The organism is Bacteroidales bacterium, from assembly GCA_031275285.1.
Lineage (GTDB): Bacteria > Bacteroidota > Bacteroidia > Bacteroidales > UBA4181 > JAIRLS01.
Genome location: JAISOY010000118.1, coordinates 1 through 26,339, shown reverse-complemented (window position 1 = coordinate 26,339; position 26,339 = coordinate 1). Strand labels below are relative to the sequence as shown.

Here is a 26,339-nt window from a genome sequence, read left to right as displayed (position 1 = left end):
AAGTATATTCTGACTGCCCTGAACGCAGATACAGGCACCGATTACCTGAATTATGTACCTGGCTCAAAGCAGGTATCCAGTTCCATATACCTGGAAACGGCACTTTCGTACGACCGTACCTTTGCCGAGAAGCATACGGTAAGCGGTATGTTGGTGTGGACGGCCCGCGAATCGCTCACGGCCAATGAAAGTACCCTTCAGAATTCGCTTCCGTCGCGTAACTTAGGATTGGCCGGTCGGTTTACCTATGGTTTGCTGGACCGTTATTACATCGAGGCAAACTTCGGTTATAACGGATCGGAGCGTTTCGACAGGAATAACCGCTGGGGCTTTTTCCCTTCCGGGGGACTTGGATGGGTCGTATCCAAAGAATCCTTTTGGGAGTCATCCCCTCTGGCTAATGTAATACAACTTTTTAAATTAAAGGCTTCTTATGGGATTGTAGGAAATGATGCTATTTCCAATGAACGTTTTTTCTACCTTTCCGAGGTAAATATGAATAATTCCGGTAAGGGGTTTACATTCGGGACCGATTTTGGCCGGACATTGAACGGTATCTCTATCTCCCGTTATTCCGACCGGAAGATAGGCTGGGAAATATCGCACAAGCTGAACCTGGGAGTTGAAATGAAGCTGTTCAAGGAACTGGAGATCCAGGCCGAGTATTTCACGGAAAAGCGGACGAATATCCTGCAGATACGCGCCGATATCCCGACATTGATGGGCTTACAGGCTACTCCCCGTGCAAATCTAGGAGAAGCCAAGGGGCGTGGGATCGACGTCTCCGTCGATTACCAGAAATCCTTCAGCAAGGATCTCTGGATCACCGTGCGCGGTAATTTTACCTATGCCAGCAGTAAGTACTCCGTTTATGAAGAACCGGATTATTCCAACACCACCCCCTGGCTTTCCAGGGTAGATCAAAAAATATCCCAAAAATACGGTTTAATAGCTGAGCGCCTGTTTGTAGATGCGGATGATGTATTGAATTCGCCCAGGCAACAGTTTGGAGATTACATGGCCGGCGATATCAAATACAAGGACATCAATAAAGATGGTATTATAGATAATCGGGATAAGGTACCTATCGGCTACCCGACCACACCGGAGATTATATACGGGTTCGGTTTTTCCGCCGGATATAAAGGCTTTGATTTTTCCTGTTTCTTCCAGGGATCGGCTCGTTCTTCCTTCTGGATAGACGCCCTGGCGGTAACTCCTTTCAGGAATTCTCTCAGCGGGTCAAAAGGAAACAATGCAGTGCTTCAATTTATCGAGGAAGACCATTGGAGTGAAGCGAACCAGAATGTATATGCGGTCTGGCCACGCTTAGCCTCTTACCATGTTGCCAATAACGGTCAGGGTAAAGGCAGTGATAACAACAGTGATCTTTTAAACACCTGGTTTATGCGCAACGGGAATTTTTTGCGTTTAAAATCCGCAGAACTTGGATATACGTTACCTGATCATATTTCGCACAAGCTGAGGTTAAACAGTTTACGCTTCTATGTAAGTAGTACCAACTTGCTGTGTTTCAGTAATTTTAAATTATGGGATCCTGAAATGGGAGGAGATGGATTAGGATACCCGGTACAACGTGTTGTGAACATAGGCCTTAATCTTACATTCTAAAAGTAAATCAACATGAAAAAGATACTAATCTTTATATTTATATCCCTGATGCTAGGGAGTAACTCCTGTTCGGATTATCTAGATGTTGTACCCGAAGGAGTACCGTCTATGGACAATGCTTTTAGTAACAGGGCAAATGCGGAGAAATTCCTGTATACCTGCTACTCTTATCTGCCCCGGTTCGATGATGCGGGAAGCGCGCTCGGCTTTCTGGCCGGCGATGAACATTGGCTTATCCCAAAAGGTACTGGGCTGATTGATTCCCGGGTCTCATTGAATTGCTGGGAAATTGGTCGCGGAGCCCAGAATAACAATAATCCGTATATGAATTATTGGGATGCCGGAAATGGAGGTACCAATTTATGGATAGGCATCCGTGATTGTAATATATTTCTGGAAAACATTCACCGTCCGAAAGATATGGATGAATACGACCGTGACCGGTGGACATCCGAGATAACTTTCCTGAAAGCCTATTATCATTTCTATCTGATGCAGTTATACGGTCCTATCCCTATCATGGATGAAAACGTAGGGGTAAACGCTTCGATAGATGAGGTGCGTAAATTCCGGGAACCATTCGATGACGTAGTCGACTATATCGTGGCGGCAATCGATCAATCATTGGAAAACCTTCCGTTGTATATCTCGGATGAAGGACAGGAAATGGGACGTATTACGCAACCGATAGCTCTGGCGGTAAAGGCCCAGGCGCTTCTGTTTGCGGCCAGTCCACTGATGAACGGTAATCCGGATTATGCCAATGTGAAAGATTCGCAGGGAAGGAATTTATTTCCTGTAGCTGCAGATCAATCAAAATGGCAGCGTGCAGCCGATGCAGCGCTGGAAGCCATCCGGTCGGCGGAAGAAGCAAAACATGAACTGTATGTGTTTAAAGAGGGGATTATTATTTCGAATACCACCCGTACTATCTTAAGTATCGGCGAAGCGGTAACCGACAGGTGGAACAGGGAGATCATCTGGGGAAGCACGCGTAGTACGGATGCATTGCAAACATTGGCCATGACGAAAATATCATCCACCCGGAATTATTATACGGCACGTAGTCTTTTGGCCCCGACATTAGTGGTGGCAGAACAGTTTTATTCTAGTAATGGGGTACCGATTGATGAGGACAACAGTGCTTTTTGGGCGGCCAATTACCCGGAACGATACACAATCACGACTGTTCCCGATGAAGGGATCAATAAGCATATCCTGGAAGTGGGGGGGCAAACCGCCATGCTGCACCTGAACAGGGAGCTGCGCTTTTACAGCAGTATCTCTTTCGACCGGGGCGCCTGGTACATGTCGGGAGACGCCAATGATAGTACTGCCCTGTCGAAGCCTCATTTTTTGGCCGGGGAATATTCCGGTATGCGGACTTCGGAAGATTATCCCATAACAGGATACCTGAATAAAAAAGTGGTCAGTTTTAAAAGCTCGATTACTTCCTCGGCCTGGCAGTCTTACCGCTATGCATTCCCGATCATCCGTCTGGCCGACCTTTACCTGATGTATGCGGAAGCACTAAATGAATCCTTAAGCGCACCTAATCAGGACGTTTATGATTATATCGATAAAGTGCGTACCCGTGCCGGATTGGATGGTGTGGTCGATTCCTGGGCATTGTATTCCAAGTATCCGACCAAACCGGCAACCAAGGACGGCATGCGGGATATTATTCGCAAGGAACGGTTGAATGAGCTGGCTTGTGAAGGAAAACGCTTCTGGGACATGCGTCGATGGAAGATCGAGTTACCCAATACGGTCAAAGGATGGAACGCAAAAGGTGCTACTGTTGAGGAGTTCTACCGGGTAACTACCGTTTTTGAACGATCAAAGTACACCTACAAAGACTTTCTATGGCCGTTAAAGGTGGAAGCGATCCAGAAGAATCCGAATTTAGTACAAAATCCAGGTTGGAATTAATCGATAAATAACGAATTATGAAAACAAGTGAATTTTTATTTTCCATAAGGAAAGGAGCAGGCGTCCTGCTCACTTTCTTGATCCTGCTATCGACGGGATGCAAAGATGACACAAAATTGGGTTTGTCCTCCCAGGACGGTACCCCGCCGGGACCTCCGGTTGTTACAGATATTAAAAATATGAACGGTGCGGCCATTATTTATTTCCAGGCTCCTTCAGATAACGACCTGCTTTGTGTCACAGCTAGTTATGAAATAAATGGGGTAGAATATACCACCAAATCTTCTGTTTATAACGACCAACTGAAAGTGCAGGGATTCGGGAAAAAAGGCGATTACACGGTGTTCTTAAGAAGTGTCGATAAAAGTGGGAATGAATCGGAACCTGTGGAAATTACCGTCAACCCGTTGGAATCCCCTGTAGAACTTATCTACGAATCAATGGATGTCGTATCCGGTTTCGGCGGACTCAGGCTGACATGGGAAAATGCGGATGAAAACAATATTATTGTTAGCGTTTTTGTAAAAGATTCCATTGGTGACTGGATAAACCTGGAGAATTTTTATTCCAGTGCAAAGACCGGGTTAGGTACGATACGCGGTATGGATACGCTTTCTGTATCAGTGGGTGTCACTATCCGCGACCGCTGGGATAATTATTCCGAAATGCTGGTAACGACGCAAAAACCTTTATTCGAGGAACAATTGGTTAAATCCAGGTTCAGGGCAATAACAAAATTACCTAACGATGCTACTCCGTTAAATGACAGCTATACTTATTATAGGATCTGGGATGGAATTACTTCAGCAACGGAATGCTTTCACACGCCGACATCCGGCGAACCGGGTATAGGAAAATTTGTAACCTTTGATATGGGGCAACTGGCTAAATTAAGCCGGTTCAAGATGTGGCAAAGAACAGCTAATAGCACTTTCATTTATAATCACAATAACCTGAAACATTATATAGTTTATGGCTGTCAGGAAATCACGACTGAAATGAGGGCAACCGGCTCGCTGGACGGCTGGGATCTCATTTGCGAAGCGCATTGTTACAAGCCTTCTGGACTTCCTGGAACTGATTATACCAGTGAAGATGAAGAATATATAAAAGGCGGGGATGAACATGAAGTACTGTTGGAAGCCCCGGCTGTCAGGTATATCCGTATCCATATGCTGGAAAACTGGAGTGGCGGAACTATTGCCCAGATCGCAGAAATGACATTTTGGGGTCAAATTCTGGAAAATTATTATTAAAAGAAGAATACCATGAAATATTTAATTTATTCGACAATTGTTTTTATCTCGGCATGCCTTATTGTATCCTGCGATGATATGTATGATATTCACCAGAAGTATCTGGACGAAGGAGAAGAAGTATATATAGGCTATCCCGATATTGTTGCGGCAAACGGGGGATTTGAGCGGATACAATTGATATGGAAGTTGAATGCCGACCCCAAGATAGCCGAATGTTGTATTTACTGGAACGACCGGGAGGATTCCCTGACGGTACCGGTGAACCGTACGGATACAGCAATGATACAAATTATTCCCCTGCCGGAAGGAAAATATATTATGGAAATGGTCAATAAAAGCAGGGACGGGTACTGCTCTTTATTCAACACTGTTTCCGTGGAATCGTATGGGGAAATATATCGCAAAGGACTCTATAATAGGCTGGTAACAAGTCAGGTAGCTGCGGAAAATAATATAACCCTTCAATGGTCGCTCGAAGAGGGATGCGTAGGGACAAAAATGAGCTATATCAATAAAAACGGGCAGGAAAAAGAAGTTTTTATCAAGGCCGACCAGACTACTTTAGTGCTTGACGACTATGTTTCTGGAGGGGCCTTTAGTTATGTATCATTGTTTGTCCCGGAAACATCCGCCATCGATACAATAGCAACCAACGCCACGAATATGGATTTTGCTGTTTTTTACCGCGAATTAAGCAGGACAGGATGGAGTATTACAGCCAGTTCGGTGCTTTCGGCCAGTTATCCTGCTACAAACGTGTTGGACGGCAATACTTCTACCATGTGGCATAGCCTGGAAACCGGACCATTCCCATATACGCTGGAACTAGACATGCAACAGGTATATGAGATCTCAAAGATCGCTATATCACGGCGCAACCATACAACCATGGTTACCGATACGCGTACTGTTGTGATTGAAGCCAAGGAGAACGCGGGGGATAATTTTGTTACCATTGCAGAATATGATTTCGGCCCGTCTTCTACTGATCTGACAGGCGAAATTATATTACCCGGAACGGTAAATGCCCGTTACGTGAATGTGCTCATTACTGCAGGAAACCGGGGGTATAGTGCGAGTTTGTCTGAAATCCGAATTTACGAACTGGGTAATTAGTGTTTTTGAAAATGAAAAGCCGTGAAAGTAAACACTTTCGCGGTTTTTTTATTTTATATGTGTGTTGAAAATAAATAGTATAACACATATATGACAACTCGACACTGCTGACTCTCAGTTTTAATTATCTAAGTCACAATCCAATTTTGTTTGAGGATATAATTTGATCAGGTTTTTTTAATTTGCTGTTGTATGTTCGTGATATTGCGAATATTTTTTCTGAACACCTTGTGTTTATGAACAATAGAATGATGTATTTATTGATAAACAGTTCTTTTTGATTTTTTGTATCAGATGTTATTTATTTCGATTACATTTGCCGCGAACTAATATTTGACACAGAAATGACAATAGAACAGAGAATTACGAAAGTCCGGTTTTTTGTCCGGAATAAATGAATGTATCACGCAAATTAAGGGCATCACAGAAACAAGCCTTTGATCTATTTTATTATAGTAAAGCATAGATCTGGAATATTTTCCGGTGAGGATGATTCCTTTTCAGGTAATACTTTATTTGCCAATATATCAAGGAGCACAGAAAAGAATGATCCCATCAACAAAAAACCGGATCATTTAAGGAGTAGGAAAGATAGATAAGTAATATAAGATAATTAATGTCATATTTATTGAGCGTAATCCATTTGATCAATGTGACTTAAGGAAATAATAAATAGCACAAAGTGCTTATTTCGGAAAACCATATTGAATATTTTTTAATAACAGAACAACAACATGAAATGTCCATGCACTAAGGTGCACTAATCATAATGATTAAATATGGACATACAATCTGACCTTAAAATATAAAATTATAAACAGATGAAATTAATTACGATGATTGGAAGTGTAGTGATTTTATTCACTATCTCTTCATGTGGTAATCGGCAGGAAAACGCAGAAACCGGACAAAAAGCCGGACCAAAGGAGTATCCTATAGCAGTGCTGGAAAAAGAGGATGCCGTACTTCAGAATGAATACCCTGTAGTGATCAGGGGAAAGGAGGATATCGAGATCAGGCCCCGGATCGACGGCTTTATCAATGCCATATATATAGATGAAGGCGCCACTGTTACACAAGGAGAAAAGTTGTTCGAGATCAACTCACCGCAGACAGTACAATCATTGGCGGCGGCCCGGGCATCATTAAACAGCGCTAAAGCACAGGTGAATACCGCAAAGCTCAATGTAGACCGGATGAAACCTTTGGCGGAAAAAGGAATTGTAAGTGAGGTACAGTTACAATCCTATGAAAATGCATATAAGTCGGCATTGGCAGCAGAAATGCAGGCAAATGCGGAATTGGTCAATGCCACCGAAACAAGAAAATGGACCACAGTCACCAGCCCGGTTGACGGGGTAGTGGGGTCGATCCCCTACAGGCAGGGGAGCCTTGTGAACAGTACTAATGTACTTACTACTGTGGCCAATATAAGTACGGTGTATGCTTATTTTTCCATGAATGAAAAAGCGTTGATGGAATTACTGAATGGTCTTGAAGGAAAAAACCAGGCCGAAAAGATCGAAAATATACCCCCTGTAACCCTGAAACTGGCAGATGGTTCCATATATCCGGAAAAAGGAAAGGTCGGGACCATTTCAGGGGTATTGGATGCCACAACAGGAACAGCCAGTTTCAGGGCGGAATTTCCTAATCCGAAAGGGATACTGAGAAGCGGGATCAGCGGCAGGCTTTCTATTCCTCATACGATACAGCAGGTGTTGGTCGTACCTCAGAAAGCGACATTTGCCTTGCAGGATAAAGTGATGGTGTATAAAGTACAGGGCGACTCCGTGGTACAGAAAGTGATATCCGTAACAGCTATGCCTGACGGAAAGAACTATGTGGTTACAGAAGGGCTTTCCGACGGAGATAAAATTGTTACGGATGGAGTTGCCACCCTGGTCAATGGACAGAAAATAAAAGTAACCCGGTAATCCTGATGGTATGTTAAAGATATTTATAGACAGGCCGGTATTATCTACCGTTATATCCATTATTATTGTTGTTCTTGGTATCATCGGACTGGCCACCTTACCTATCGAGCAGTATCCTGATATTGCACCTCCTACCATACAGGTATCGGCATCATATCCGGGAGCCAATGCGGATGTGATCATGAACAGTGTGGTGATCCCGTTGGAACAACAGATAAATGGTGTGGAAGGTATGACCTATATGACTTCCACCTCTTCCAATAATGGAACAGCCAATATTACTGTTTATTTCGAACAGGGGGTCGACCCTGATATTGCAGCAGTCAATGTCCAGAACCTGGCCTCAAAAGCCACATCTTTACTCCCTCAGGAAGTAGTACAGACAGGTGTAACGGTTAGAAAGCAGCAAAGCAGTAACATACTGATGATTGCATTGGTATCGGATAATCCGGATTTTGACGGCCAATTCATACAGAATTATGCAAATATCAATCTGTTACCCCAGATCCAACGTGTGAAAGGAGTGGGTAGCGCCAATGTTTTCGGAGCCAAGGATTATTCCATGCGTATATGGTTAAAGCCGGATGTAATGGCTTCATACAAGCTTACACCGCTCGAGGTGATCGCATCGCTGCAGGATCAGAATATCAATGCAGCTCCGGGACAATTGGGCGAAAACAGCAACCAGACTTTCGAATATACCCTTAAATTTACCGGACGCCTGAAGACGACCGAAGAATTCGGGAATATTATTATCCGGTCGAATAACGGACAAATATTAAGGGTAAAAGATATCGCAGATGTTGAATTAGGATCTTTAAATTACAGTGTATATACCCAGATGGATAATTTGGAAGCTGTGGCCATAGGGATCAGTCAAACGGCAGGATCCAATGCCCGGCAGGTGATCAACGATGTTAAAGATCAGTTGAATGAGGCTTCTGCTACATTTCCACCGGGATTGAAACTGACATATATCTCGGACGCCAATGAATTCCTGTCCGAATCGATCACTAAAGTCATCCATACGATCATCGAAGCTTTTATACTCGTGTTCATTGTCGTATTCATCTTCCTGCAGGATTTCCGGTCTACCATCATTCCGGCCATTGCAGTTCCTGTAGCCATTGTAGGGACATTCTTTTTCCTGCGTATATTCGGTTTTTCCATCAACCTGTTGACCCTTTTTGCACTGGTTCTGGCCATCGGTATTGTGGTGGATGATGCCATTGTAGTCGTTGAAGCGGTACATGCCAAGCTCGATGCGGGAGAAAAGGACCCGAGGGTTGCAACAAAAACTGCATTGAAAGAAATCGCACCGGCCATTGTGTCCATTACCCTGGTAATGTCGGCCGTATTCATTCCGGTTAGTTTCATCGGAGGAACGAGCGGTGTGTTCTTCAAACAGTTCGGATTGACTCTTGCTATAGCCATAGCCATTTCAGCGATCAATGCTTTGACTTTAAGCCCTGCTTTAAGCGCTGTTTTTCTGAAGCCGCATGAAGAAAGAAATAAAAAAGGAATCCTGAAACGTTTTTATGGATCCTTCAATAAAGGATTCAATGCTACTATTAAGAAATACCAGTCATCGTTAAATTTTCTCGGGAAAACATCACATCGCTGGATTGCTTTCCTGGTAGTGATCATTACCGGGACGATCCTTTTCTTTATGTTGCAGAAGATACCTTCCGGATTTGTTCCCCAGGAAGATAGCGGTGGTGTCATGGGAATGATCACCCTTCCTCCCGGTGCATCGTTGGAACGGACGGATTCATTGGTGAAGGAGGTAGTGAGAATCGCATCTGAGACACCTGATGTCAGTCATGTGCTGAATATCACCGGTGTCAACATTATGAGCGGAATAGGAAGTTCCTATGCGAGTATCATGATGAAAATGAAACCATGGAGTGAACGTAAAGTAACTACGAATGATATTGCCGCCATCATGAAGCAAAAGACAGATTCTATCCGGGATGCCTCGTTCCTGTTTATGGGTGTTCCTACCCTGCAGGGATTCGGATTGGGAACGGGTGTTACCATGCAATTGCAGGACAAAATGGGAGGAGATATCAACAAGTTCTATGATATAACCAATCAGTTTCTTGGGAAATTGAGAGAAAGGAAGGAAGTGATGATGGCCATGACTACTTTTAATCCTAATTTCCCGCAAAAACAGATTGATGCGGACATCGCAAAAATAAAAGATGCCGGACTGACACTGAGTGAAGTAATGACCACTTTACAGGCCTTCATCGGAAGTATGTATGTGTCCAGTTTCAATCTTTACGGACAACAGTTCCGGGTAATGATGCAGGCTGCACCTGAATACAGGGCAACCACAGCTGATCTGGACGGATTATTTGTCCAGACACCAACCGGTGAAATGGCGCCTGTTACGGAATTCATCACAGTAACGGACGTTACCGGACCACAGTCGCTGGCAAGATTCAATATGTATTCTTCAATGGATGTTACGATCATCCCGGATATGATCCATGGGTACAGCACAGGGGATGTGATCAATGTTGTCAGGGAAGTCAGTAGTGAAACGCTTCCTTCCGGTTATACCTATGATTATTCAGGCATCAGCCGTGAGGAAACCAAGGGAGGCAGCCAGACCATCCTCATATTTGTGATATGTCTGGTATTTGTCTATTTATTGCTATCGGCATTATATGAAAGCTATGTATTGCCGCTGGCAGTGATCTTCTCCTTACCGGTCGGCTTATCTGGTATTTTCATTTTTGTTTTTCTTTCGTTGATGAACGGGAGTGGAATTGTCAACAACATTTATGTACAGATCTCAATGATCATGCTGATCGGCCTGTTGTCCAAAAACGCTATTCTGATTGTTGAATATGCCGTACAGAGGCGCAAAGAGGGGATGAGTATCATTGAGGCGGCAATCAGCGGTGCTTCCGCCCGGTTACGTCCCGTATTGATGACATCCATTGCTTTTATCTGCGGATTATTACCCCTGGTATTTTCCAGCGTGGCAGGCGCGGTAGGTAACCGGTCTATTGGGATCAGTGCTGTTGGAGGGATGCTTATAGGCACATTGATCGGTGTTTTCGTCATCCCTACGCTTTTCATGGTATTCCAGTCCTTACAGGAGAAAATCAGTCAACCTTCGAATAAACCCATTAATCAAACAGCCGACAATGAACAAGCATAGGAACTTTAGGGTAGGAGCGTGGTTATTGATATTTCATATAGGGATCCTTTCTTCCTGCCAGATCTTTAACAGGTATCATTCACCGGAATATGATGCCCGGAGTCTGTTCAGGGGGGAAGATCCTTCCGATACGACCACCATCGCCGATATCCCCTGGAAAAAGTATTTTAACGATACGATCCTTGTCGGCCTGATCGATGAAGGATTGAAGAATAATTACGATTTGCGCATTGCTGCTACCCGGATCAGGGAAGCGGAAGTGAACCTGAAAATGGCACGTGCCGGATTTTTCCCATCGGTGTCGATAGTGGCTGAGGCAGCGGAAACCCGTGTCAGTATGGGGGAATCCGGGAAAAAAGTATTGGGCTATCCGAAAGATCAGTTTACCCTGGCGGCAGCCGTGTCGTGGGAATTGGATATCTGGGGTAAGATCAGCAGGCAGAAACGTGCGGCTTATGCCCGTTTCCTGAGTAGTGAGACATATAAAAACCTCGTTCAGACCTCATTGATCGCTAATATTGCCACTACTTATTATGCTTTACTGGCTATGGATGAACAACTGACCATTACAACGGAAACCATAGAATTACTGGAAGAGAGTAAGTCGACCATGGAAGCATTGAAAGATGCCGGTGTGCTTAACGGAGCTGCTGTGGAGCAGAGCAAGGCACTGTTGTATGCCACCCGGACAAGCGTTCCCGACCTCGAAAACCAGGTCAGGCAACTGGAAAACTCCATCTGTCTGATGCTAGGACGTAAGCCGGATTCTATACCACGGTCTTCAATGTCCCGACAAGTGATACCGGATGAACTCAAATATGGCGTTCCTGTACAGATGCTTGCCAAACGTCCTGATATCAGGCAGGCTGAGCTAGGTTTCAGGGCTGCTTTTGAATTGACTAATGCCGCAAGAGCGAGTTTTTATCCTTCCTTAACACTGGGATCACAGACTTCAGGAAGCATGATCGGATATACATCCACTACCATCAGTGATTTTTTCAAGCCTGAAAATATCATGGCCAATATTGCCGGCGGACTGGTTCAACCCATTTTTGCCAAAAGACAACTGACGGGCAACCTTCAGATTGCCAAAGCCCAACAGGAAGAAGCTTTGCTAACATTCGAGAAAACCGTGTTGGATGCAAGCCAGGAAGTATCCGACATTTTGTATTCATACAAATCCTCTTTACGGAAAAACGAAACCAGGGCGAAACAGGTAGAAGCATTGAAAACTGCAGTATATTTCACCCAGGAATTACTTAAAGCTGGAGAGGCCAATTATACAGAGGTGTTAACTGCCGAGCAGAATTTATTACAGGCCCAGCTCAGTCAGGTAAATGACTTTCTGGAACAATTACAGGCAACTGTAAATCTGTACAGGGCGCTTGGCGGAGGAGCAGATTAGGTTTACTTTATTTCAGAACATAGGGTAGGGGAGACTTTTACAGGTTTCCCCTTTTGTGAACTATGAAAATTAAGTATTCAAAATAGCTGGTATTACCAATTGATATTTCCATAAGAAATGCTTACTTTTGTGCCTTTGTTTTGAAAAACATGCAGGTTTAAATACACTTTCATCATTTACCCGGTTAAAATCAGTAGAATATGATCAGTCCACTTGCTTCAGTTCATCCGGATGCTGTTATTGGTAAGAATACCGAAATAGGTCCGTTTGTTTTTATAGATAAAAATGTCGTCATTGGCGAAAATAACGTTATCATGGCCAATGCCAATATTTTATATGGGGCCAGAATAGGTAATCATAATCATATATTTCCGGGAGCCGTTATCGGTGCTGTTCCGCAAGACACCAAATTTCAGGGTGAAGAAACAGTAGCTGAAGTCGGTGATTATAACCGGATCCGTGAGAATGTAACGATTAACCGGGGAACAGCATCCAAAGGAAAAACCATTGTCGGCAGCCATAACCTGTTGATGGAAGGATCACATGTCGGTCATGATGTCGATCTTGGAAATAATTGTATCATAGGTAATTCTACAAAAATAGCAGGAGAAGTGATCATTGATGACCGGGCAATTGTAAGCGCCTGTGTATTGATGCATCAGTTTTGCCATGTGGGCAGTCTTTGTATGATCCAGGGCGGATCACGTTTTAGTAAGGATATTCCTCCGTATATTATTGCAGCACGTGAACCCATTGCTTATTGCGGGATCAATATCGTAGGCCTTCGCCGGGCCGGGTTTTCCGATGTGGTGATTGAGAACATCCGGAATGCCTATAAACTGATATACAACAGTAATCTTAATGTAAATGATGCTATCGCCAGAATTAAAGAAGAAGTTATCCTTAGTCCTGAAATTGAATACATCATGGATTTTGTCAGTAATTCACAACGGGGAATTGTTAGATAGGAACACCCGATTTTTTGATAACAAACGAATTAAGTATTCTTTCACCGATATCCTGATAATCTTTATAATTGGATTCTTCACAGGTGAACGTAAGCACATAGGCTTTATTATCCCAAACATAATAATGTTGCTCGAATATAAGGTGAAAATTTCCCTGGTCACCTGTAAATAAAACCCGTTGATATTCTTCTGAATTGTTTTTTATCCGGTCATTTTTTAGGATGATGGAATTATCTATCAGTGTTTTGATCTGCTCCTCCGATATTTCGGTATATCTTTCCAGATCGATAGACAGACCGGATAAATCCTGTATGATGAGATTGATGTTCTCACTGAAATGATCCTGATGGGATACCAAAGGTGAAAACAATACAAAATGGGTATTCATTTGTCCGTTTTTGTCTAATTCCCATTCAGGAGGATACTGTATTGAATAGGCATTTTCCTCCAGTGTTTTCCAACCCTGCATGTTCTTGTTTTTACTGGAAGACGATCCGCATCCGATGTTGATCAATAGTAAAAGTACGATCAATAACTTGCTAAATATTTTCATTCCGGGTATTTTATATATGCTACAAGTATAAGTATTAATTCATAATTTTACGGATTTTTATTGATTTATTCGTAAAAACACGAATGAATGGCCTTTTTATTGTTACATAGATACACTTTATCTGATGATGTTTGATATTTCTTCAAATAGCAAGATAACCTTAAAAGCAAATACTATCAAATATTATGTAGATATCAATAATCTGGTAAACAGTACGTTTATTTCTTCGTTACTTTTTGAAGCCACAAAAAGTAACCAAAAATGGCTTGACGATTTAAACGCACTCCGCCTGTCGGCTGCGTTTGAACGGAAAATCGTCAATATAGTAGGCTTTGCCTGAAAAACGGACTACGTCCGGAGTGCTATTGCACTTTTTCACAGATATTGTTTTTTATATGGCTAATTTATTTAAGTCTATTATCTTCACTTAATTACTTTATTAAGTTTCCTTCTATAAGCAGATTTTGAGATACAAAAAGAGGTTGTCTGATTCTTTTCTCTTGAATCAGACAACCTTGAATTTCAATTATTGTCCTTTTAACGTTTCAACTGATAATTGCGCCAGATCAAAAAGCTAATGCTTCCAATCCAAGGTATCAAAAACATGAAAAGTGCCCATAATACTTTATTAACAAATGATGTTTTAAAATTAATTAATAATATCATACCTATTACAAACAAAACAATGTGCATGAGCAGCAATAATTGCCATATACCTACTACCATTTGTTATAGTTTTAAGTTTAAATTATTTACAAGCTTTTTATTTCCGGATGAAACGATTTTAGCATATTCTATGTAGTAAAGATAATTACAATTCTTTCAATTTCAGATTTTTCCAGAATACCTTTATTCCGCCACCATCATGGATCTGCAGGGCGATCCGCCCCTGTTCCCTGCCTATTTTTTCATCGGTTATATCCACCATCTGGGTGCCGTTCAGCCATGTACTCACCTGGTCACCTTTTACACGGATGCGCATAGTATTCCATTCGCCCATTTTCAGGATATTTTCCTTTTCGTCCGGTATCTGAACCAACCAGTCTCTGCCATATGATTCATATATACCACCGGTATCATATCCCGGAGGTGATACTTCAACCTGCCATCCGGATATTTTCACTCCCGATTCGATGTGCGAACGGAAGAAAATGCCGCTGTTCCCGTCAGCCACTTGTCTGAAATCGGCAGTCAATTCAAAATCATTATAATATTCCCTTGTAGCCAGGTAGCCATATTCTTTGTTGGGTCCGCTTTCACATACAAGCAGTCCTTCGTCGTTTACATACCATTTTTCTGTGCCGTATATTTCCCATCCGGTTAAATCCCTGCCGTTGAACAGACTGATATCTTTTTTCGGTTTACGCGGAAGTTCCTTTACCTTGATATTACGGAACCAGGAACGATCCCCATGATCCTGCAGGCAAAATACACCTTTATGGGCTAATCCGTATTCAGGAGCATTTTCCCATTTTCCACTGTTTTTCTTTACGAACCAGTCTTCGCTCCACGCCTTAAATTCTACTACTTTTACGCCATTCAGCCAATGCTCTACATGACCGTTATCAAATACAATCCTGTATGTGTTCCATTCCATAGCAGGTTTCAAAGTCGCTTTGCTTAAATCGGCAGGATACATGGCATAATCGGCACAGGCCATCTGCCAGTTTTCCAGTTTTCCGGGGAACCCGATGTTGTCGATAATCTGGAATTCCGGTCCGGTAAGATAAGGTACATTATATCCCGGACGTTCTAGGACATGGTACAAAAGCCCGCTGTTTCCACCTTCGGAAATTTTCCAATCAAACAAGAGCTCGAAATTTTCGTATGGTTGGTTGGTAACAATATACCCGTTTTCATCACTTCCTTTTCCAAGGGCGGACAGCGTTCCATCCTCCACTACCCATGGAGCGGTAAGTTCAGTGCCGTTATAATTACGCCATCCGTTCAACGTTTCACCGTCAAATAATAATTGCCAACCTTCCGCTTTTTCAGCTTCGGTAAGTACATTGTGCCTGGTCTGGCAGGCCGAAAAAAAGACAACAGTTAAAATTACAAGATAATTACACTTTTTCATTTGATAATATATTAATTGTTAGGATTATATTATAACATTCACGAATGTTCTGTTATTGATTCATCATTTTATTGACTATACTTTTTTACGACCTCTATTATTTCATCTGAAAAATAAGAGTATGCGAATAAGCAAAATCCCCGGTAACCGTATTGCTTTATTAATCCGATTTGTTCGTCTACGATAGAAGCATCTATAGAAGCGGCGTTATTATTTCTGAAAGTATACAATTGTAATCCGGGATATATTCTATCAGACATATCATCAGGCGTATGAAATAACTGCTCATCCAGAATATCCTGCAGGTCATCGATTTCTTCGGTGTAATTCATGGGAAAAATATAATCGACAATGTTTTCGATCAGCCAGTCGCGGCCATCACGGTAAATACTGTAATATTCCTGCGGACCAACTCCCGCGGCAGCTGTAAGAAGCAGGTCCGGATTTTTCTCTTTGATCATTTTGTTTAGTTCACAGACCAAATCCAGAGGAAAGCTGGCTCTCCAGTCAATCCACAGTTTACGCTTTTCGGCCATTAAGTCGGGCCCGGTGATACCAGCCTGTGTTTTAAAGCCGGTAATGATATCTATCAACAGTTGAATAATCTCTTGCGAACCACTATCCATTACTCCCAAACCTACTGTCATAACATGTCCCTTACCCTTTTGAAGGATCCGGATGACCGGTTCACCGGAATCTGTGCAGGCAATGACTTCAGCTTCTCCTTCCGTCAGCAGATTACCATCGATCTTTACCTGTAAGGTATCGAAAAGCTTTCCAAACGGATGATCATCCAAAGTCCGGAATTTCATGCGATCCAACCCGAAATAACGGGCTCCGGTAATTCCTGTGAGCGCATTAAATTCCTGCTTATTGAATAAATCACTTGTAGGATCCATCCACACTATATCTCCACCACGATTTACAAATCTTTCCAGGGCATTGATCATATCTGCCGGGACTTGATGGTAATAACTTACAATAAGCAATCCCGGTGTTTTCAAAGCATCGATATTGGCCGTCTGTTCCGATAGATAAGCATAACCAATTTCCGTACGGTTAAGGTTACGTTCAACGGATCCCATTTCCCATTCAGCCATTTTCAGAGGGCACAGGACCCTGACAGGATAAACGTCCTTATCCGGGGGAACAATTCTTTCAGGATGATCAAGAAAATCTTTCGGATTAAAACCATGGGAAGCCCTGAAACGGTTGCAGGCAGCATCCGAATAATCAAAGGCAGCATTCCAGTAGCGTGTATAGTCAAGATGTATACCATCGATATCATAATTTAACAATTCCCTGAGTACTGATAATAAATATGGATTTACGTCAGGGTGTGCCGCTGATAGGAAACCGCCATTATAATTATCGGATGCAAAAGGTTTACTATTCCATTCGGGATATTTAGCGATTGAATGATAAACACAGCTCCAGGCTTGAACCTTTATTCCATCCGCATGCGCTTTTTTAATCAAATACTCAAGCGGGTCGAACTGGTCATCTGCATTTACTTTTCCTGCGAAGTTGACTGATTTAAACCAAACATTTTCACGCAGCATAATGTCCGGAATAATGGTATTAATACCTGCTTTCCGGCATTTTTCGATCAGCCCGTCTACTGTTTCTTTATCTTTAAAGCCGGGCGGATCGACCCAAAGCGCACGAACTTCAAATTGAGACTGTTGTGACTTCCTGACACATCCTGAAAAGAGAATGATCATGAATGAAAATACAATTACCGAAAGACTAATTATGCTGAACCTTTCTTTAAGGGATTGGAAAATAATTATGGGCATACAAAATAGTTAAGGGTTAAATATTTCTACCGTATCATTTTTCCGGTATATGATCTGTCCGAAACGGCGCAGCAGGTAATCCTTCCGTATTTATAAGATTGGCTTCTAACGGACAATTTTCCCAGGCATAACGGACATATCGAGGTTTTTTTATCTTATCAGAATAAATTTCCAGGCGGTTACAATTCTTAACCTGGGCTTTGGCTTGCTCGAACACTTGATCTTTTCCGGCGATTGAGAAACCTTTTAATTCTCCATTTGGATACCTGTTTGATAGGCATGAACCCATACAATCGAATTTTAAAAAGGCTTTATTGCCTTGAAAACGAACAGATTTATAAATTGGTCCCGAATAAATGACATTCCTGCCATATAATTTATTTAGCGCAATTAAAGCTAAACGGTAGCCAACATCTTGTTTGTTACGGGGATGAACATCATTGGCATCGCCAATATCAATGGTAACAGCTTCGCCTGTCTGAGGCAAGCTCAGCGCTGCATGTTGTGATTCCCTCAACACAGTCCAGGAAATATGACCTTCCGGGACAGATGGAGGAATATACGATGGTAACTGTACCCAATAGAAAGGAAGTTCATACCCCCAACGTTCACGCCAGTCATTGATCAAAACAGGGAAAAGGAATTTATATTCATCGGAGCGTTGGACATGTGCGTTATTCTCTCCCTGGTACCAAAGTATTCCTTTAAGGCGGAACCCAATAAAAGGATGGATCATCCCGTTGTACAAAACGCCGGGATACAGATTCGGATTATAATCCCAGATTCTTTCCGGATTCCGCGTAAGGATTTCCTTTACTTTCGACGGATAATTTTCTGGTGTATACTGATAGTGGTCTTTTAACTCTTTGTCTAAATTATCAATTGCTTTAGGGCTTAACCAGGGTTCAATTTCACTGGCGCCCCATGCTGAACAGATCAGTCCCTGCGGAATTCCGGTTTGCAGATATATTTCCCGTGCAAAAAAATAGGCTACCGCCGAGAAGGATTGGATATTCTTGCTATTACACTCGTTCCAGGAACCCGATGTTTCATGCCGGGGATCAAAAGACCACCGTCCAGGAGTTAAAAATAACCGGATATGAGGATATGATGCATTAGCTATTTCAAATTCCGGATTAGCTGATTGCCCGACAGACCAGACCATATTAGACTGGCCGCTGCAGAGCCATACATCGCCAATTAATATATTATTAAACTCTATGCTATTATTCGCTCCTTTAATGATCATCTGATGCGGGCCGCCGTATGGACAAGCATCAAACCTGACATTCCACCTACCCTCTTTATCTGCTGTAGTTTCTGCCTTGGTATCCAGAAATGAAACCACAATTTGTTCTTCCGGATCAGATGTTCCCCGGATTATAATATCCTGATCCCGCTGAAGAACCATATTTTCACCATAGCAGGAAGCTAATTTCACTTCAGAAAATGAGTGGAAGGTGAAACACAAAAGCAATGAAATGGTAAAATAAATTTTCTTCATGTGGACTGGTATTTTTTTAAATACATTTATTAGAGCAATAAACATCCTGATAAGATCCGGTCATCCACTTGTTTTTAGTTGATTATGACCTCTTTTGATGGAGTCCGGAAAGCATTCTGATATTTGCATCATTGGGATAAAATGTTTCGGTCCGGATCAGATATATTGACTAAAATTTGCCGAAGTTCTTTTTAATGAGATGAGGCTGTCCCAAAAGTTATTTTTAGAGCGGAATTACAAATTCCGCTCAACGCTATCTGCTTATTTTGCACGGGCTAGCGTTCGGCTTAATTTGTAATTGACTTCGTCGAGCTAAAGGTTAAGCCGTTGTTTTGGACTTTTTGGACAGCCTCGTTATTACATCTCACCTTAAAAGTAAAACAAGGTGATTACTTTTGTCTGAAAACTACTTTTAATCAATATTCCAGGACAGATCAGGATTAAAATCATAACGCCATAGATCGCCATTTTCATCCAAACAGAGCAAAGTCGTTCCTTGTTTGATTACGTCGATATATTTATTCCATCCGCTGCCCAGATTCACCCGGCTACCCAATACAAAATCGTCGGATAAAGGCATCATCCATAAATCGCCGGATTGATCGATCAATAAAACTGCGTTATCGTAAGGAATGATCTTCCGGTAATTTTGAAATCCTGTGCTGATGTTGTCAAAACCACCCAACCACGAGTTGCTTTGGCTGATACCAATCTTTTTAAATGCACCGGAAACATCGGTCATAATGAGCGCGAAATCCTTAAACGGCATTAATCTGTTGATGCTCAATCCAGCCCATCCGGAACCAAAAAATGGTACATAGCTAAGAGTGTAGTTCTCATCTTCAATGATGGCACAATCTACCTTATCCAGATCAAACCTCATGATCCTGTTGTCTGGTAAATAAAATACCGAAGCAAAACCGGTCCATCCTGATGCTATCTTCGTAGGCGCAGCGAATGTTTTGTCTACTTGAGGTTTATATAACCACAAATCTCCTGATGGATCAACTTGTAGCAAATCATCTCCTCTGGTGAAGAACAGTCCGTCCTTGTTTGCCCCGAAACTATATACTTTATCGGGAACGACGGGAAAAGTAATATCTGCCGGTAATAATTCTTCTTCTACAATGGAGTAACTTCCATCATTCTGTAGAAATTGATATTTCAATTTCACCTTCTGCTGTTCCGGTATAAATTCACCGTTTTCAACATCGGATATTGTATTAAGTAATCCATTGAAATACCCCTCTGTTTTTACCTGGTTACCTTGAAATGTCATTCGAAACAAAGTATTGGATGAAGTCGCAAATTCAGCCACACGGTTACAGTCGTAAGCATCTGTTGCATTAAATGCTGAGACCCTTCTAAGCATCTTTAGTATATCACTGTACGACGTGCTTTCTTTGAAAGTTCCATCATTTCCATAATCGGAACGGGTTCCGGACGCGGAGTAAATACATATCTGTTCTTTTTGAGGGTAAGAAATAATGGTATCCAAAGCGTTTTCCTGATAATACCGGGTAGATATTTCCAGAATATCCGCAGGATCATTCAATCCGTTTCCTACATCGGTTAGTATGGTGCTTGATGCATCAGCTTTAACAAATATCACCATTTGCTCGCCGGAAGAACGTTTTTTATAAGAAATTTTCGCCCCAAGTGTTTCCGGAAGAGTAGGTCCCCATACAATTTCAACATCGGAAGTTTGTTCATTCTTGTTGTAAGCAAGGATTTTCATCGTCGTGATATTCCTGTTTTTCAATGTTTCCCTGTAACTATCGCCATATGATACTCCCTGAACTGTCGAAAACAATGAACGATCACCTCTTGTATTCTTATTGAACAGTTCAAAAGAATAATTACCCTCAGGCAAATTATTGATGATTGTAGAATCCGCCTGTACTCCATTTTCTGTTCTTACAATGGTTTTAACAACAGAGTCCTGGCGCATATTCCAGTAGATCACGGTTTGCTCTATCTTGGGGTCGGCATTAATGTACCATTTGAGTTTTATCCTGCCTTCTCCTGATAAAGCGGTCAGGCTATCGGTCATGCCCAGGTATGTCTTCTCTCCTTCATCAAGATAATCCTGATGAATGTCGTCCATATCACTACATCCGGAAGATATAAAGGATATGATCATCAATATCCCTAAAAATATGTTTTTCATTTTCTTCATGATTTACATTTATTCGATTTCATTGGTACCAAAGAAACTCAACTCACCCAATTGCCAGTAATTATTGGGAATAGGCTTGCCATCCGCCGTGGCGCGGGGGAAGAAACGTATGTACCGGACCGGGTTCAATTCCAGCGGTAATTCAAATTCATCTCCATCTACTGCACCCCTTTGCCAGATTTCATCATTACTGGCGCCCAGTAAATCGAGCCTTTCGCGAACAAAATAACCAAGATATTCCCAATCCTCTTTGAAGGTTCCGGAAGGATCGTCATTTTCCATCCAATAAGAGTCAGGTTTATTCGTATCCAATACAGGTGACCCCCACATTTCAAATTCGGTAATGTTCACATTGCCATAAACATCAATAACTTCAGTATATCCCCGTAAACTGGGCCAGAATTTAAAACGGCTCAGTTTAAAAACTTCTTTCATATCGAAAGTGAATGAGGCTCCTTCCGAAAGAGGTTGATTCAGGTAACCGTAGGTGTGAGATCCTATAATTCCGTCAAAAAACTTTGGGAAGGCGTGAGAGGCCTGTAATTCAGTGAGATTATCCCCTTTACAGTATAGTCTCATATCTCCCCAGGGTTTTGGCACTTCTAATTCAAACATGGGAGTTGTGTTATAATAAACGGTATCGGATATATTCTTCCATTTATCTCCAACCACAACGGCAAAAGTAGTTTCTACCGGGTCATATCCGCGATAAGAACGTTTATCATTTGGAAGTGATGAAAAGTATATTTCATCTTTTTTTAGCTCACCGTCTACGAAAGCCATAAGATGGATATTCAGTTCCGTTTTCATCAGATTCTCCCAATTTAGAATAATACCGCCGAAAGAAGTCGTAAAGCTGATGGACTCTTTTGCCAGGTCAACTAAAGCCTGAAGTGGGGTAAAGTTCACGACCAGAGGTTCGGAGCGGATTTCATTCTGATTTTCAGTATAAAGTGTAACAGTTACCGATTCTGATTCCGATGCCCTGAAACCTTCAATACGTATCGAGTTTTTATGATAGGAAGAACGTTCGGTAAAATGCTCTCCATTCCTCGTATATTCTGCTGTCACGCATAAAATATCCGGATCATTCGGAATAGCATATGTAATGATCGCCCCTCCATTAATCGGGGTTACTTCATAATCGGTAATAGCAACGGGTTGATCAGATTCATTTTTATCATCCTTACACGCATATGCAATATGGATAAATAAAAATAGTAACAGGTATATTTTAAAATGATTCATGATAATTAGATTAATATTTAACATATTTACCGGAGTAAGCCTTTAAATAATTGATAATTGATTATTGATAATTGATTATTGCACATTGGATATTTTAAGTCATTCATATGATGAACTTAGCGTAAGTGATCTCATGAGCGTCAGCGAGTAATTATCAAAACAATTTATTTGTAACATGAAAGCCTGCACCGGTTTAATTTTACACATGCTGATTACCATCCCCATGTTTGTACTAAATTCCTATTTATTCTCAAATCATCGAGGCTGATAGGCCAGAGATAATCTTTTACAGATATTTTACGTGGTTCCCTGATTTGAACCATCGTATAATAATCTTCTGCGGTACGTCCGGAATTGTTCCAATTCTTTCCCGGAAGAGACCAGAATTCATTGATTCGTTTCCATCGCCGTACATCCCAAAAACGTTGACCTTCGAAAGCCAGTTCAATCATTCGCTCCTGATGGATGATTTTCCGCATTTCCTTTTTATCGGATGGGCGATCGGGATACAGGGAATTTGCCCATGAATCAACAACACCTTTCAGTCCGGTAACGGCTCTTACCTGGTCGATCCAATGATATACTTCCTCATTAGGATTGTCAGACACTTCATTCAGCGCTTCGCTGTAGAGCAGGTAAAGATCTGCAAGCCTAACGACCGGGAAAAGGTACCTATCCAGTACATATCCTCCGGTTGCATTCGCACCTGACTCATAAGCTACTAATTTCTTGATATAATAGGCAATAGGGGATTCATAGTTGGACACATCTCCTAATCTGGCCTTTAAGAAAGGAGTAAAGGTTTTTCCCCTGTTGTTGGTCAGGTTGGACATTTCGAAAAAGCCCCTGTCGAATCCCAGATTTGCATAAAACCGGGGCTCCCTGTCAAAATGGAGGGCAACTGTTCTTTCATTTATTGGAATGTAAGTTCCATTATTTGCTTCAGAGGTAGATACACGTAACTGATAACGGGCATCGTAATTCCAGTCCGGATCTTCGGTGATAGGAATACCTTTATTGGTATAGAATAACTCTGTCATATCAAATGAGGCGTAGAAACGAGGTGTTATTTTACCAATATCGATAGCATTCATGATCGGAATACATAAACTCTGAAGATCACCGACCGGCCTGGTGTCTGTCCAGATGATCCCTTTATTCCATCTTTCGGTGAGACCTTTCCTGACATGCATCAGTTTGATCAGGCTGTCGTTCATCGCACTGGTATTGGCCATGGACATCTTATCATACCGGTAAAGCGCTAATCCGGCCATATGACAGGTATCTATGGCTGATTTTATCGCATTAGCTGCTCTTACCCATTTTTCTCTGCTATAAGTGGAAGATATTAATTGTTTATTTCTTGAATCGACCCAGCTTTCGTAATCAGGATTCCCGTTGAACAAAGGACTTGCAGCCAAAGCCAGAACTTTTGCTTTTACAGCCAGGGCAATAGGACGTGTGATCCTGCCGTCTTCTTCGATCGGATTGGCAATGATCACAGGTAGATTTGGAGAAGCATTATCAAGAAGTTCAACAATATAATCTACACATTCATCCACCGGTTCACGAAACACCCACGTATCCTCAGGAGGAGCAGATAAGGGAATATTCTCCTTGATTAACGGGATAGGACCATATAATTGCAACAGGAAGAAATGATAATATGCTTTCAGGAAGGTGACTTCGCCAATCCACCGGTTTCTTTCCTGTTCCTCTATATCGCGTGGATGATGAATCTCCTCGAGAAAAATATTACACTGGCGGATGGCTAAGAACAGGTTTGTACCGCCATTGCCTCCTGACCAATAATTTTGAAGCGGATCATCGGAATTTTGTCCGCCAAAACTGATCTTTCCTGCTGGAGTAGTCTGAAAATTCTGGAGGGCAAACCCAGAAATGTTAAACTCATCGAGGCTATTAAAATAGGCAGGGTAATTCCACATATGGATTATATTAGGCAGGAAGGAATAACAGGAATAGAGGAATCGTTCCGTCGTTTCCCGGTTGGAGAATGCGTGTTCGATCCGTGGTACGTCATCGGGAACAACATCCAGGTAGTCACTACAGCCAATAGTACAAACTGCAAAAAGGACAATGCAGATTTTTGTAATAGGATTTTTCATATTGATTGTATTTAAAAGATAAGATTTAAACCAAGATTATATACTCTCTGAATCGGATAGCCCAGTCCATTTCCAGCCATTTCAGGATCCCAGAGCTTAAATTTAGACCATACCAGCAGGTTAACCCCGCTTAGATATATCCGGAAAGTTTTTATCCGGATCTTCCGCGTAAGTTGTTCGGGAAGCGTATATCCGATTTCGGCTGTTTTAAGTCGAAGAAAGGTGCCGTCCTGTAACCAGTAGGTGCTATTCTGAGCATTGTTCCGTATTACATTTTCAGACAAGCGTGGCCAGAAAGGATGGAAACTACGGTTTTGTTCCGACCAGTGGTCGTCTGCAATATCCTGGAGCAACCCCCTTTGTCCGTTGTCGATGAAAGGGGATACTTTTGCCACATCTATCATGAATGAAGACCTGGCCGATCCCTGAAAGAAACAGGAAAGATCAAAACGATATATACCCATGGAGAGACCTGCCCCGTAAATTATTTCCGGAGTACTGGGATATCCTATCGGTACCATGTCATTGCTATTGATCACATCGTCATTGTTGATATCCTTGTATTTGATATCTCCGGCCATCGTCCGGGTAGCATCCCCGAAATTCTGCAGGGGCGAGTAGCTTACTTCTTCTTCATCGATAAATAAACGTTCGGCTATATATCCATTCAACTGGTTCAGCTTTTGTCCTACCTGCGATTTCCATGGAGTGTCAGAATAATCGGGTTCTTCTATTTTTTTGTATTTACTGGTAGCATAGGTAAAGTTACCGTTCATCACTAACCAAAAATCAGGACTGAACGATTTCTGATATTTGAGTTCGATCTCAAAACCCTTACCTTCAGCGATACCAAGGTTAGACTGTGGAATAGAGGCCAATCCCATGCTGCTGGGTACATTCTGCCGGGTTTGTAAGATATTTTCCCTCCTTTCGGTGAAATAATCCGCCAGGATGCTCAGGTCTTCGAAAAGGGTCATTTCGATCCCGAGATTTAGTTTTTTTGCCACTTCCCATGTCACCAGATCATTGGCATAACGTCCTATGGATATCCCCGGTTTTGTAGTTCCCAATTCAGTACCAAAGGTATGCCCATAATTACCATCCTCCATATTGACCTGGGACATGTAGAAAAACCTGTCGGCTAAAGAACCTATCTGGTCGTTGCCTACCAACCCGTATGTTGCTTTTAGTTTCAGGCTGGTAATGGTCTTTTTCAGAGGTTCCATGAATGATTCGTTGGATACCATCCATCCTACACCTGCCGAAGGGAAGAAGCCAAACCGTTCGTTTTTGGCAAACCGTTCGCTGCCGTTATATCCGAAATTAAGTTCTGCAAAATACCGCGAATCATATCCGTAAGCTATTCTCCCGGCTGTAGATATATTCCGTTGCGGAAGCGATTGCTGTATCGTTGTAACGGCAGTGTTGG

17 protein-coding genes are annotated in these 26,339 nt (G+C 42.1%); 9 read left to right on the top strand and 8 right to left on the bottom strand.

The window, feature by feature from the left end:
- The 8 genes from LBQ60_12285 to lpxA all read left to right on the top strand — a co-directional run.
- A partial coding sequence (locus LBQ60_12285) for a SusC/RagA family TonB-linked outer membrane protein (GenBank protein MDR2038693.1) occupies window positions 1–1,632 on the top strand: 1,632 nt, incomplete at its 5' end.
- Between the two features lie 12 nt (window positions 1,633–1,644).
- A complete protein-coding gene (locus tag LBQ60_12280) occupies window positions 1,645–3,564 on the top strand; it encodes a RagB/SusD family nutrient uptake outer membrane protein (protein MDR2038692.1) in 1,920 nt (639 codons plus the stop codon).
- Window positions 3,565–3,581: 17 nt separating this feature from the next.
- Window positions 3,582–4,820: a DUF4959 domain-containing protein gene (locus LBQ60_12275; protein ID MDR2038691.1), complete on the top strand. Its 1,239-nt coding sequence runs from the start codon at window positions 3,582–3,584 to the stop codon at window positions 4,818–4,820.
- 12 nt (window positions 4,821–4,832) lie between these two features.
- The gene (locus LBQ60_12270; GenBank protein ID MDR2038690.1) at window positions 4,833–5,939 is read left to right on the top strand and encodes a discoidin domain-containing protein; all 1,107 of its coding nucleotides are present in this window, start codon (window positions 4,833–4,835) and stop codon (window positions 5,937–5,939) included.
- A gap of 821 nt (window positions 5,940–6,760) precedes the next feature.
- Window positions 6,761–7,876: an efflux RND transporter periplasmic adaptor subunit gene (locus LBQ60_12265; protein ID MDR2038689.1), complete on the top strand. Its 1,116-nt coding sequence runs from the start codon at window positions 6,761–6,763 to the stop codon at window positions 7,874–7,876.
- A 10-nt stretch (window positions 7,877–7,886) separates the two neighbouring features.
- Window positions 7,887–11,051, top strand: coding sequence for an efflux RND transporter permease subunit (locus tag LBQ60_12260; protein MDR2038688.1), 3,165 nt, complete (start codon window positions 7,887–7,889; stop codon window positions 11,049–11,051).
- Window positions 11,038–12,456, top strand: a complete 1,419-nt coding sequence (locus tag LBQ60_12255; GenBank protein MDR2038687.1) for an efflux transporter outer membrane subunit — start codon at window positions 11,038–11,040, stop codon at window positions 12,454–12,456. Before LBQ60_12260 ends, LBQ60_12255 begins: the two co-directional genes overlap by 14 nt.
- 200 nt (window positions 12,457–12,656) lie before the next feature.
- A complete protein-coding gene (gene lpxA, locus LBQ60_12250; protein ID MDR2038686.1) occupies window positions 12,657–13,424 on the top strand; it encodes an acyl-ACP--UDP-N-acetylglucosamine O-acyltransferase in 768 nt (255 codons plus the stop codon).
- On the opposite strand, the gene LBQ60_12245 is transcribed toward lpxA, so the two are convergent.
- Window positions 13,417–13,977 (bottom strand): hypothetical protein, encoded by a 561-nt coding sequence (locus LBQ60_12245; GenBank protein MDR2038685.1) that lies wholly within the window; start codon window positions 13,975–13,977, stop codon window positions 13,417–13,419. The two genes, lpxA and LBQ60_12245, sit on opposite strands and share 8 nt — an antisense overlap.
- Before the next feature lie 124 nt (window positions 13,978–14,101).
- Between LBQ60_12245 and LBQ60_12240 the strand changes: the two genes are divergently transcribed.
- Entirely contained in the window at window positions 14,102–14,317 is a 216-nt protein-coding gene (locus tag LBQ60_12240; protein ID MDR2038684.1) for a hypothetical protein, read from the top strand.
- A 471-nt stretch (window positions 14,318–14,788) separates the two neighbouring features.
- Here the strand turns inward: LBQ60_12240 and LBQ60_12235 are convergent, their stop codons facing one another.
- The 7 genes from LBQ60_12235 to LBQ60_12205 all read right to left on the bottom strand — a co-directional run.
- Complete coding sequence (locus LBQ60_12235) at window positions 14,789–16,054, bottom strand: DUF1080 domain-containing protein (protein ID MDR2038683.1); 1,266 nt, start codon at window positions 16,052–16,054, stop codon at window positions 14,789–14,791.
- Between the two features lie 68 nt (window positions 16,055–16,122).
- Window positions 16,123–17,853 (bottom strand): family 10 glycosylhydrolase, encoded by a 1,731-nt coding sequence (locus LBQ60_12230; protein MDR2038682.1) that lies wholly within the window; start codon window positions 17,851–17,853, stop codon window positions 16,123–16,125.
- A 34-nt stretch (window positions 17,854–17,887) separates the two neighbouring features.
- Window positions 17,888–19,357 (bottom strand): sialate O-acetylesterase, encoded by a 1,470-nt coding sequence (locus tag LBQ60_12225; protein MDR2038681.1) that lies wholly within the window; start codon window positions 19,355–19,357, stop codon window positions 17,888–17,890.
- A 412-nt stretch (window positions 19,358–19,769) separates the two neighbouring features.
- Window positions 19,770–21,527 (bottom strand): DUF4998 domain-containing protein, encoded by a 1,758-nt coding sequence (locus tag LBQ60_12220; GenBank protein ID MDR2038680.1) that lies wholly within the window; start codon window positions 21,525–21,527, stop codon window positions 19,770–19,772.
- 18 nt (window positions 21,528–21,545) lie between these two features.
- Window positions 21,546–22,784 (bottom strand): DUF4959 domain-containing protein, encoded by a 1,239-nt coding sequence (locus tag LBQ60_12215; GenBank protein MDR2038679.1) that lies wholly within the window; start codon window positions 22,782–22,784, stop codon window positions 21,546–21,548.
- Between the two features lie 212 nt (window positions 22,785–22,996).
- Window positions 22,997–24,910, bottom strand: a complete 1,914-nt coding sequence (locus tag LBQ60_12210) for a RagB/SusD family nutrient uptake outer membrane protein (GenBank protein MDR2038678.1) — start codon at window positions 24,908–24,910, stop codon at window positions 22,997–22,999.
- Between the two features lie 11 nt (window positions 24,911–24,921).
- Window positions 24,922–26,339, bottom strand: a 1,418-nt coding sequence (locus LBQ60_12205) for a SusC/RagA family TonB-linked outer membrane protein (GenBank protein ID MDR2038677.1), incomplete at its 5' end; no start/stop codon positions are given.